The organism is Thermodesulfobacteriota bacterium, assembly GCA_040757775.1.
Classification (GTDB): domain Bacteria; phylum Desulfobacterota; class UBA8473; order UBA8473; family UBA8473; genus UBA8473.
This window is the reverse complement of sequence record JBFLWQ010000048.1, coordinates 1-1,765: the sequence shown is the minus strand read 5'-3', so window position 1 is coordinate 1,765 and position 1,765 is coordinate 1. Positions and strand designations below refer to the sequence as shown.

The 1,765-nt window shown below is 43.7% G+C and carries 1 protein-coding gene; it reads right to left on the bottom strand.

Translation table 11 applies throughout. The annotated features are described in order from the left end of the window. Nucleotides 1-18 precede the first annotated feature (18 nt). Nucleotides 19-1,608, bottom strand: a complete 1,590-nt coding sequence (locus AB1401_15200) for an IS1634 family transposase (protein MEW6616798.1) — start codon at nt 1,606-1,608, stop codon at nt 19-21. Nucleotides 1,609-1,765: the final 157 nt, after the last annotated feature.

The following is a 1,765-nucleotide window of genomic DNA, read 5'->3' as shown; positions in this document are numbered from 1 at the left end:
TCCCGTCAAGAATTATACCTACACAGGTTCATTGATCTTAAATGCCTTATAGATAACCTTTTGATCTTTGGTTAGTGGAAATAGAATCCGGGTTCCATTCACTACTTGCACACGCAGTTTAGACAAGGTCATCAACAGCTTCTTCATGGTCAACTTTTTATAAAGATCTTTTTCCAACATGACCTTATGGATATGAGATGCAAGTATGAGTGAGATGAACCCGACGAAGAGTTTGTTTTGCATAGTGTCTTCCCTATGTACTCTTAGCCGCCCAAGGTCCAGGCTGTTTTTTAAGCGGAGGAAACCTTTTTCTACGACATCTTTGTCTCGATATATTCGAAGTGCTTCTTTGGCATCGGCCACATCATTCGTTATGAGTACCATCCAACCGGCTGTTTCCAGTTCCTTTTTGCTTGCATCTTCTTTAATACTGATGGTGAAACCTGATGGAGATTTCTCTGAGTTTCGGATATGCAGGTATTTGCTGTACTCCTCATCCTGCAGATGCTCGGTAGGATGAGCCTCCGCTCGTTCTTTAAGAAGGGTGACATGGGCATAAAGGTTCTCGCGAAGCTTCATTGCTTTCAGTGCATTGAAGTAAACATGCGTGTAAATCTTGTGATCCTTGTTCCAGGCTCTAAGTTTGGTGACCCCGCGCACGGAATCATCCCCTGAAACAATCGTGTTTTGGAGGCTGTCAATATCCTTGCGTTCACTTTCAACCTGCTTTTTCGCAAAGCTGGAGGTAAAAGGAACCGAGATTACAAAGCGTAATTTAGCCGCATCGTTTAACATGGCATTTACATTTTTAGTGCTGAAGAAGCCCTTGTCCATAACAATCAGTGTGGATTTACCTTTCGATAATACATTCATTTTGGACAACGTGGTTTTCAGGGTTGTAACGTCCTTGAGACTGCCGCCGTAGGCGGTCTGATAAATGGGTAGACCCGATTTTTCTCCCATCAGCATGCAAAGATTGATTTGAGGAAGGGCTTCTTTATCCCGGTTGTAGCCCCACTCAACGTCTTCAATCAGGTTAGAGTAGGAGGATATAGAGGTAATGTCAAGGGCAAGGTATTCCTGTTCGCTCCGGTACTGACACCATGCCTGGTAAAACCGTTCCCTTGAGTCCGGGCTTATGGATATCAACAACTCGCTGATGCGTTGAGACGACAATCTGCCGACCGGAAGGCATTCGGTACTATTAATCCACTCCTCACAATAGAGGAAAGGATCGCCAGAGGAAATGAGGTAACAGGCCAGGTTAAATACCTCGTTCGAGTTAGGCAATGAATCCTGCAACACACCAAGCAGTCCGCTACTCTCTGCGATACTCTTAAAGAGATAGAAGGCTCCATAGTCCCTAATGGATGAACGTTTTATGTCCTCGATACAGAATGTCAAGCTAGTTGCTGGTATCTCAATAGGAGTTCCTTTTTCAGCCATACGCTCCAAATACTCAGGCTTATACAGCGGATTTCCGGTTTTGGGATCGATTTTACCTATTGGGACCCGTTTGTTTCTGGGTTTGCCATCAGCATTCCGAAAGGAAACCGACTCATAAAGATAAATCTTATCCCCGACCCTTTGTCTAATGATAGAAGTCATAGACCCCTTTCCTCCCCGCTTGTAGGTATACTTAATTATACCTACAAGCGGGGAGGAAAGCAAGTGCATTCTATAAGATTTTGCAGCAAAAAGCCTAAATTGCTGTTATTTTAACCAGGAAAATTGTGTAGGTATAATTTTTGGTGGGAACTAAGGT

Excerpts from the sequence above, each read along its gene's own strand:
- AB1401_15200 (MEW6616798.1), bottom strand. The coding sequence starts at position 1,608 with ATGACTTCTATCATTAGACAAAGGGTCGGGGATAAGATTTATCTTTAT.